At 37.1% G+C, this 8,571-nt stretch carries 11 protein-coding genes; 1 reads left to right on the top strand and 10 read right to left on the bottom strand.

Annotation, left to right across the window (positions count from 1 at the left end):
• Positions 1–455 precede the first annotated feature (455 nt).
• Entirely contained in the window at positions 456–1,043 is a 588-nt protein-coding gene (locus tag JXA84_07920) for a flavin reductase (protein MBN1151125.1), read from the top strand.
• Between the two features lie 41 nt (positions 1,044–1,084).
• Here the strand turns inward: JXA84_07920 and JXA84_07915 are convergent, their stop codons facing one another.
• From JXA84_07915 to JXA84_07870, 10 genes are all read right to left on the bottom strand, one after another.
• Entirely contained in the window at positions 1,085–1,618 is a 534-nt protein-coding gene (locus JXA84_07915) for a hypothetical protein (protein ID MBN1151124.1), read from the bottom strand.
• Positions 1,619–1,624: 6 nt separating this feature from the next.
• On the bottom strand, positions 1,625–1,987 hold the full coding sequence (locus JXA84_07910) for a TfoX/Sxy family protein (protein ID MBN1151123.1): 363 nt from the start codon (positions 1,985–1,987) through the stop codon (positions 1,625–1,627).
• Positions 1,988–2,037: 50 nt separating this feature from the next.
• Positions 2,038–3,174, bottom strand: a complete 1,137-nt coding sequence (locus JXA84_07905; GenBank protein MBN1151122.1) for a hypothetical protein — start codon at positions 3,172–3,174, stop codon at positions 2,038–2,040.
• A 302-nt stretch (positions 3,175–3,476) separates the two neighbouring features.
• Positions 3,477–3,983 carry a hypothetical protein gene (locus JXA84_07900; GenBank protein ID MBN1151121.1) on the bottom strand — a complete coding sequence of 169 codons (507 nt, stop codon included), beginning with the start codon at positions 3,981–3,983 and terminating at the stop codon, positions 3,477–3,479.
• Between the two features lie 167 nt (positions 3,984–4,150).
• Entirely contained in the window at positions 4,151–4,897 is a 747-nt protein-coding gene (locus tag JXA84_07895) for a hypothetical protein (protein ID MBN1151120.1), read from the bottom strand.
• A gap of 149 nt (positions 4,898–5,046) precedes the next feature.
• Entirely contained in the window at positions 5,047–5,490 is a 444-nt protein-coding gene (locus JXA84_07890; GenBank protein ID MBN1151119.1) for a CGGC domain-containing protein, read from the bottom strand.
• An 11-nt stretch (positions 5,491–5,501) separates the two neighbouring features.
• Complete coding sequence (locus tag JXA84_07885; GenBank protein ID MBN1151118.1) at positions 5,502–6,260, bottom strand: class I SAM-dependent methyltransferase; 759 nt, start codon at positions 6,258–6,260, stop codon at positions 5,502–5,504.
• 92 nt (positions 6,261–6,352) lie between these two features.
• A complete protein-coding gene (locus tag JXA84_07880) occupies positions 6,353–6,808 on the bottom strand; it encodes a ferritin family protein (GenBank protein MBN1151117.1) in 456 nt (151 codons plus the stop codon).
• Positions 6,809–6,939: 131 nt separating this feature from the next.
• Positions 6,940–7,542 carry a peptidylprolyl isomerase gene (locus JXA84_07875; GenBank protein MBN1151116.1) on the bottom strand — a complete coding sequence of 201 codons (603 nt, stop codon included), beginning with the start codon at positions 7,540–7,542 and terminating at the stop codon, positions 6,940–6,942.
• Positions 7,543–7,559: 17 nt separating this feature from the next.
• Entirely contained in the window at positions 7,560–8,384 is an 825-nt protein-coding gene (locus JXA84_07870; GenBank protein ID MBN1151115.1) for a ribonuclease H-like domain-containing protein, read from the bottom strand.
• Between the last annotated feature and the right edge of the window lie 187 nt (positions 8,385–8,571).

The following is an 8,571-nucleotide window of genomic DNA, read 5'->3' as shown; positions in this document are numbered from 1 at the left end:
TTATATATTCTCCTCGCTCAAGAGTGAGTTTTGTCGTTTTCCCAACTTCGCAGTAAACACAATCCAGCGAGCAGATTTTTTTCGGGACAAGGTCTATACCCAAAGACATTCCAAGCCTTCTCGAAGGAACGGGACCAAATATATATTTAAACATTTTTTATACTCCCTTGTATTCTGAATGTACTCTTTTTTGGGAAAAACATTTTCTATGTATCTAATTTTCATTCGTGTTTACAAAATGTTTTTACATCGCTTTTATGTTATCAAACACAGCCTTTCCGTCAATTAGCAATTGAAATAAAAAATAATTTCAACTAAACTAGGTTAAAAGCAATTCTAATATATGGGTAAAAAAAAACCAATATTTTTCAATAAATCAAGGAGCTAAAAACATGAAAATCGAATTAAAAGATAATGACGTCAAATACATTGAACCATGGCCTGGGGCATCGGCAATGTTCCCCTGGAAAGAACTCATCACGGCTATTCCTTCTGCTGTCTTTCTCGTGACTTCATACAAAGACAACGGCAGACCCAACGCCTGCCTTCAGTCGTGGTCGACGTTCTTTTCCGACAAAGGCGAATTTTTGTGCATATTCGGTCACGTCAATAAATCAGGTCATATGTACAGAAGCCTTATCAACACAAAAGAATGCGTGATTAACTTTCCTTCTTCTGAAATATTCGACAAATGTCTGAAGACGATAAAGAACAATGAATTTGAAGACGACGAGATAACAAAATCGGGTTTGACGATCGAAAAGTCTAAAACGGTTAATGCTCCAAGGGTTGCCGAGTGTTTTCTAAGCCTTGAGTGTGAATTTCTTTGGGAGAAGGATACCTTTTCCGACGGCAAAGGCGCATCTATCTGCGTCCGGGTCAAACACATCGCAATGGATAAAGAGTATTTTGACGAAGGCAAAAAGGGAAGATACGGCAAGACAGGATACATTTACAATATAAACGAACCTCTGAATCCCTTATCCGGTCAGACAGACGGTTTCTGGCTTGGTGTGATAGATAAGTTCAGAACACAGGAATAAAGGTTTTTCTGTAAATTTATCTAAATCTTGGAGGAAAACAGCTATTTAAGAAGATCTCCCGAGGAAATATCGAATGAAAAAAGCTTTCCGCTGACACCTTTTACTTCAAAGACGTAATCATCATCTCCGGCATAACTAAAACCCGGCTTTTCCCCGAATATTTCATAATGCGACACGCTGACCGAGATACCGCTTCCCAGGTTCTTAATTTCAACCGTTGAATATTCTCTTAATACTTCTTGGTCTCTGTAAAAGCCGATTGCGAGGTGGTCTTCCTTTGGCTCATTTCCCCTGTGCCATGGACCGAAGCGGACAATTGTTGTCTCTCCAGGACCGCCAAGGTATATTTCATATGCATACCAATTATACTCACATATGATTTCGTCATTTTCCCATCCGACAGAATAGATAAACGTTTTTCCCATATCCCCATAGGCCGCATCCGGGATGCTTTTCGCGTAGGTCAAACCATATTGTGAAGCTCTGACAACCGGTCTGTTAGACATTTCTTCATCAGCGAAGGCGCTGCAGGACAAAAATATAAAAGTCATCACTGTAAAAAACAATTTTTCCATGTATTTTTACCTCCTGTCCTTTTTTTCACCCTTTCCTCTATTCTTCGTTCCTTTTTTCTTATTTTTAGGTTCAGGGAGATTTTCAGCTGTAATCCTCATGAGCTCGCTCAACCATGCAGTGTCTTCAAATCCTTCTTCGATCAAAAAACTCATTTTAGCTCCAGGGTAAGCCGGAGCTTCAACGACATTGCCGATAAATTTTCCACCGCCTTCTGTCGGTTTAACGAACAGTTTGTTGTCGCAGACCAGGGCTACTACTTTACCATTGAGATATACGGCGTATTCCCCGAACATTTTCCTGTATGTTATCTTACCAGCTTCAGCCATCTGGTCGGTTATGTACTCGATGAAATCCTTGTCTGTTGCCATATTTTTCCCTCTTCAAGATAATTTACAATCCAAATATTTATTAACCAAATTTAAAATGTCACAATTTTATTTACAATTACCTCGGGTTTTCCCCATTTTTCGAAATCGTATCCTCTGTCTTTTGCGTATTGGAAAAAATCAAAGAGGTCTGATTTTTGAAGGAGATCCCAGTATTCTTTAAGAGGGTTTATGGAAATATTCGCGATGTCGTAACAGACTTTTCTTATTTCAGCATCGTCGTCCAGGTCGCAGACGCCTGCGTCAAGAAGACCTATCAATCCGTTTTTGTCTTCTTTTTCAAGATCTTCCAGATACTTCCTGACGATTATTTTTCTCTTCCTCTTATGTCCAGCAAGAAGAAAAAACCTCTCCAGCAACAGAAATAAAACAATAAAAGCTACTGCTCCAATCAAAGACGTCCCTAAAACAGGCAACAGAGAAGACATATTTAAACCGGGATTTGTCCTTGTCTTATCCAGTACAACCGCCCCCAGAAATCCTGCTGAAAAAAACACACCGTATGCAATTCTTTTGAAAATGGAAAATAGTGTTTTTTTTTCTCTTCTTTTGATCTTTGCTCTATGAGAATTAAACCAAATAAACCAAGAAAGAATACTTATCAAGGATAAATATCTGACAGGGCTCGGAAGAGAAACTCGAGGGCCAATTACACTAAACGACAGCCAAGGGACTAAAATAATAAAAAACATGAAAGTCAGAGCAAAAACAAACCAGTCCTTTACAGGATGCGGGCTCTTTGTGGGGTCAGAAGGAAGTTTTATGTGATCGGGATCTCCATACATGGCTAATACCTTTATTTTCTGGCACAATGAAACCATATCTTTTTGTGAAGAAGATTCGTTCAAAGAAATTTTCTCTCTGAAAAATGAAAAAGGCGTTTCTGGAAAATCGCTGTATTTAACCGAAAACGTTTCTCTGAAAGGCGGTTTAATACAGATTTTTTCGTCAGTGAAGACAAACCCACTTTTACCAATATTTTGTTCAAGAAAAGCTTCGTTTATCAGAGCAAGAATTTTTTCATCGTTTCTTATGCCAAATTCAGTCCTCGCGTTGTTTTCAGCGATTTCAGAAATATTATGAGAAAAATATGCATCTTTCCAACCTTCTGTTTGGTTTTGAACAAAAAGTATAATCTCTTCCTGTTTAAAAGCCTTTTTATCGCTCAATGTTTCCTCACATATTTCATCTTTCTACTATCTTATTAACAGATAATTAACATAAAATAAACAAATTTAACAAATTTCAACAATATATCCACAATTATTCCACATTGTGTTGATAAAAAGCCTTTGTATGAGAATTTCTACTATTAATTCTTACCTTTATTAATTATTTACTTGACATGTCGCTTTTCCAGTATTCTTTTACCTTCAAAATTCCAGACATTTATCTTTGTTGAGATTCTCTACGGGGTTAAAAATCTTCGGGCGCTCAAAGACTCATTTAAAAAACAGTTTTACGACGCTTTTTAGTATACTGTCTGTTCTACGTCCTCTGGAAGAAAACTTTTATATTGATAGAGAAGAGCTTTCAACCTCTCCCCTCCATCTTCATCAAAGGCGAAAAATGTAACCTCATCTCTTGCGCACACTACGTTGTCTTTTATTTTCCATTTACCGACTTTAATCCAACTCCGGGGAACCCCCCCATAAAAATTTAACCATTCTTCATAGACTATTGCTAATTTAGAATCATATTCCTTGGCAAGCCTTTCAAAATCGCCGGTACAATACTTTTCTTTGCCTTTAAGGCACATAACTTCGTAGTTTGCCACGCCCCAAACATCCACGCATTTCACGTCTGCAAGAAAGCATACCGCCCCAATATCGTTTAGTAAAACGGCTTCTCCCAAATAATACTCTTTAACAAAAAGCCCCATCTGATATTGTTGTTCATAAATGTTTTTTGTTGCTTTATGTGTTTGATAAAAACCTAAACAGGCTCTTCTTAAAAGAGGAGAAAACAGGATAATCACAGACAAAAACATGAGTGCTTTTTTATAAAAAGATATCTTTGTCCAAATTTCAGGTAAATATTTAAAGATTATTGTCGATATAGACAAAATTCCAATATCTATTAAATAAGCCTCGTATCGGAAAAACCAACCAACTCTGGCAAAAATCAAATGAATCGTTGCAACGGCTACAAAAACTGTAAACAAAAATGAGTTTTCATAAAACTTTTTTTCGTCAAAAATATTGACAATAAAAGCGCTGATAAGATTAAAACGATAAGATCCGGGGTTATAGCTGATTGCTCTAGAAATCTGTTGAAAAGTTTTGACAATTCACCGAACACCAGACCTGAAAAATTCCCTTTCATGAAGACAGGGTTGGGGAAAAAATTCCACCCCTTACTAACTGATATAAGTCCGTAGGCAATAACAGGCAATGAAGATATTATTAAAAAGGACAAAGCGCTTACCCATCTTTTCTTCAAAAAAAGAAAAATAATTATTACAAAAACCAAAAAAAGGCTTTCATATCGAGTCGCAATAGCAAAAAAAGCAATAGGTATTATTTTTAAGACACTTTTATTTTCGACGATGACTTCTTTTGAGACAAAAAGAAGAATAGAGACAAGAAGAATATGTAAAACATGCTCAAGTCCCGTAAAAACAAGAGCATACAACGGGGAAAAAAATACAATCGACAATAATACGAGTATTCTAAAACTCATATCTGTTCTGTTTTTCTTTAAAATCATATCTACAGCAAACAAGAAAATTATAGAGAAGATGAGGTTTAGTACAAACGGTAAAATTTCTTTTACGCCAAACGCTGAATAACAACACGACAACAGAAAAGTCCAAAGAGGTGAAGACGACGAAGAAGTAAAAGCTGTTTTGTCAACTCCCCAAACACCATATTTTGAGAAATTTTTAGCCATCGCCATATGAATATAAGCATCATCAAGTGCATATACAAATTTCCCTTTGTTTTCTTTTAAAGAAACAGACAATATAATAGATACTATGATAAAGAAAAGTATTAGAGATGTAAGTAAAGGAAGATATCTTTTGAAAAACATTTGGTCTGTCAGTTATAGTCAAGCATAATCTTTTCATCTTCCTCCAGCAAATGTTTTATTGCCTTTCCGATGTCCGCCTTTTTCCAGAAAGAAAGATTTTTATGGATCTCAAAGTATTTCATGGGTATAGGATGAGTGCCTATTACAACAGGAATTTTGAATTTGGTTTCAATGAATTCCTTGAAAAAATTCATACTCGGGCACGGAGGGTAACCAACAACAAGACCTGTTGCCAAGTGGATAACTTCCGCTCCGTTTTTTACCATCTCTTCAGGAACATATTCGATGTTTCCTCCAGGACACCCCCCACAATTTGCATAACCTACGAGTTGTAACTCTTCTTCTTCGGGGTAGCATGCGAATCCTCCAACTTTCTCTCTCATCGCTCTGAGGCATTTACCTCCGCCGCAGTTTATATACCTTGCGCATATGATAATTCCGATCTTTTTCATTTTACCTCCAATTACTGTTTTTTACTTATAGCAAGTAAAACAGGCGACCATCTAATACCTATTCTATCTATTCGATCCAGTAATTTTTTTGCCTGCTCTTTAAAAAAAGGCAGGTTTTGAAAAGAGTTCGCTCTATAGAGATATTTTTCAATGGCATCGTAAAAATATTTCTTTCTTTCTTCATCATGCGGATCGCTTTCACTGTCGATTATATCGAAGTATTTATTCTCGATAAAACCTGCTCTTTCTATCATTTCCACCAGATCGCATCTTTTGTAAGTCTCTCTGTGCGTCACCCCCAACGCGCTGTCAATTCCAGCCCACCAATGATGGACAAGAACATGTGTTTGAGACTCAGGAGAAAGTCTATTTCTGTACATTTCACTTATGACTGCCCACCTCTTTTCCTCTAAAACGCGAAACATTTGGCTTAATACTGTTTCAGGATCTTCCAAATGATGAAGAGAGTTGCCGATTGAGACAACATCGAAACTGCAGTCGTCAAACTTCAACTGGGCGGCGTCCATTTGAATGTACCTGATATTTTGTCCGTTGAAAATTCCGTCATGATCAAACTTTTTTATCCGCTCGGGTTTTTCAAGGTCTATGCCGATAATTTCTTTAAAACTTCCCAAAGAATTTTTTAGGTGCTGAATATTGGAACCAGTCCCGGTAGCGACGTCAAGAACTCTCTTTCCGTGAATCTTGCTGAGAATCAGGCCTGGATCGTCTGTATTGCCGTACTTCGTGTTTTTATGCTCTTTTCCCACTTTTTTATCCTGTCAAAACAACTCCAGTAATCACTATTATTTTCACTATTGACATCAAATAACTGCCTGGTTTACTCAAAATTTCTTTTGGGTCACCAAGCCTCGGGAAAAGCCATGTTTGTGTACATGCCCTCGAGTTTCGCCTTGTGCCCTTTTTCCATATTTGCCAAGTTCCTGAAAATCCCTGCTTGTTCTTCGTCTTTGCTGAGGTCAGCGAATTGTTCGTATGTTTTCATGGCCTCTTCTTCTTTTTTCATTGCGAGAGATACCGCTTCGGCAGGACTCATGTCAGATGTCAAAGGAGGAAGATCTACCGATTCTGAAACTTTGTAGTCCTGACCCTCCTGAAAAACCAACGGTTTTGATGGGTTTTCTAAATAACTTTCCAGCAAAGTCCGATGATTTTTTTCTTCCTGAGCAAGATCTGAGAACAATGATTTCATGGATTCTTCTTTGACCTTTTTGGCGACGCTGTCATAGAAGATATAGGCTTCAATTTCGTTTTTTATCGCCTTTTTCAGGATGAGTATGTACTTTTCCCTGTTCATATTGTTCTCTCCTTTCTAGGTCTTTTTAAATATTTCAACATCTCCTCTTTCAAAACCAATTTACGCCAAGACTTTTCCAAATTAAAACACGGCAGAAAGACGGGTTTCTCTTGTCTTCTTTTGTCATTATTCTACATATCTTCGTGAATAATAATATCTTCTATCATCACGTCTACAGTCGGGACATTTTCATAAGGACCAACTGTTTTCACCGGCAAGTTTTCTATCTCATCCACCACGTACATTCCCTCTGTTACTTTTCCAAAAACGCAGTACCCATAACGGTCGGAACATTTATCCCAGTCAAGCCTGTCGTTGTCGCATGTGTTGATAAAGAATTGTGAAGTAGCAGAATTCGGGTCTGATGTTCGCGCCATAGCTATTGTGCCTCTTAAATTGCTGAGTTCTGAATTCGCAGCCTCGTTGACTACCGGATCGAAAAAGGGTTCTTTGTAAACAAGACCCGGTTGAAAACCGCCTCCCTGTATGACAAAATTCTTGACCACTCGATGGAAAATCAACCCGTCATAATAGTCTTCTTTAACATATCTAACGAAATTATAAACTGTTAGAGGAGCTCTGTCGGGATAGAGTTCGAGGATAATATTTCCTCTGTCTGTAATGATTTCAACTGTAATAATGTTTTGTGTTTCTTCTTTCATAGATTTGGTCTTTCCCCCAGGGTTGAAACTCCAAAGGTTGATAAGCAAAATAAGTGAAAAAAATCCATACATATTGATTTGCCTCCTTGTCAATTATCCATTATTTTTTTTACGGTAGCAGGATTTGGGAAAAATGGAACAGCTTTGCTCCTGGGAATATCCATTTTGGTGAAATCAATCCCTGTAAGAATTATATTTTTGTTGTAGGATATTGCCGAAAGTCTTTCAAGGTTGATTGTGTCGTAGGCGTTATAAGCTATTAAGGTTTTTAAAGCTTTTACATTTTTATTTCTGCGATAATCTTCCCATAGAAGAACAGCGATATTGCCATCAAGATTTTCCATTCCTTCTCTCGTTATACCAAGAGATTTTTCACACCTTTTCAAGCCTCCGCGAAATCCTAAATTTCTCAGAATATACATCAAGTCGATTTTTTTCTGGTAAATTTTAATATCGAAATAATTTTCAATAAACGGAATGTCAAATCGATTGCCGTTGAAAGTCACCAAAATCTTGGGTTTTGCTATATCTTGGACCATCTTTTCCATATTTATACCATTCACATATACGTCCAATTTACCCTTATAGTATATTGAGGCAACAGTCACAGAGTCGGTTCTTGACAGACCGGTGGTCTCAATGTCGAGATAGGCAATTTCATCTTTAAATTCTTTGAAAAATCTCCAATGCTGTTCTCTCGGCAGTGAATCGAAAAAATAGTCGGTTGCTCTCTCTTCAAATTTCTGAAATGAGGTTTCTATGCCTTTCCTGATATTTTTGCATTTTTTTTCAGAGAAACCTATACTTTCTAAGCTTGAATTTGCCTGTTCCCAGCTTTTGATTCCTTTGTTCCAAAGTTCATGTTCTGTTATCAGGTTTATTCCATCAAGGTGGCAGAATGAATTCAGTAACAACTCTGCTTTCTCTTTTCATCGCGAAAACGCATTTTGTTTTTTTTGTCTTTCTCCAACGAAATTCTGAAAATAAATGCCAGATAAAATTATCGCTAATCCAATTACAGTCGTCAATTTAATTTCTTCTCTTCCGACAAAATGTATGAAAACCAGAGAAAGAAATGGCGTCAAATATATAAAATTTGCT

It is taken from the genome of candidate division WOR-3 bacterium (assembly GCA_016926475.1).
Taxonomy (GTDB): Bacteria; SDB-A; SDB-A; order SDB-A; family SDB-A; genus JAFGIG01.
Note: the sequence above shows the minus strand (reverse complement) of the source record. Positions and strands in the feature narration are given on the sequence as shown.